This window comes from Streptococcus sp. CF7_Ac1-8 (assembly GCF_024295435.1).
Classification (GTDB): domain Bacteria; phylum Bacillota; class Bacilli; order Lactobacillales; family Streptococcaceae; genus Streptococcus; species Streptococcus mitis_AP.
This window is the reverse complement of sequence record NZ_JANCPI010000035.1, coordinates 1-653: the sequence shown is the minus strand read 5'-3', so window position 1 is coordinate 653 and position 653 is coordinate 1. Positions and strand designations below refer to the sequence as shown.

Genomic DNA, 653 nt, shown 5'->3' with positions numbered 1-653 from the left:
GTTTCGCTACTGGTGTTGGGTTTACATTGTCTACTGATGTTGCTCCATCATTTTTAGCTTGAGTTACCGCATCATTTGTTGTCGCATTGTCAATAGCTTGTTTCGCTGCAGCCGCCTTATCTTGCGCTTCTTGCTTAGCTGCTGCTTTTTCTTCAGCTGTTAAGTCGTTGTTTGCTTCGATTGCTTTAATCTTCTCAGCTAACGCGTCTTCTACTGCTTTCTTAGCTGCCGGTTTCGCTACTGGCGTTGGATTTACATTGTTCACTTCTGTTGTTCCGTTAGCCTTAGCTTGTTCTACTCCTGTGTTTGTTGTCGCATTGTCGATTGCTGTTTTCGCTGCGTCAGCTTTTGCTTTTACGTCTGCCTTTGCTGCAGTTTTTTCTTCGTCTGTTAAGTCATTGTTTGCGTCGATTGCTTTGATCTTATCAACTAACGCATCTTCTACTGCTTTCTTAGCTGCTGGTTTCGCTACCGCCGTTGGATTTACATTGTTTACTTCTGTTGTTCCATTAGCCTTAGCTTGGTCTACCGCTGCATTTATTGTCGCGTTGTCGATCGCTTGTTTTGCTGCATCTGCTTTCGCTTCCGCATCAGCTTTCGCTGTTATTTTTTCTTCATCTGTTAAGTCATTGTTTGCGTCAATCGCGTCGTTC

1 protein-coding gene is annotated in these 653 nt (G+C 43.8%); it reads right to left on the bottom strand.

Annotated features, from left to right (window positions below; all coding sequences use genetic code 11):
* Nucleotides 1-653, bottom strand: a 653-nt coding sequence (locus tag NMM26_RS09580; RefSeq protein ID WP_254754491.1) for a DUF1542 domain-containing protein, incomplete at both ends; no start/stop codon positions are given.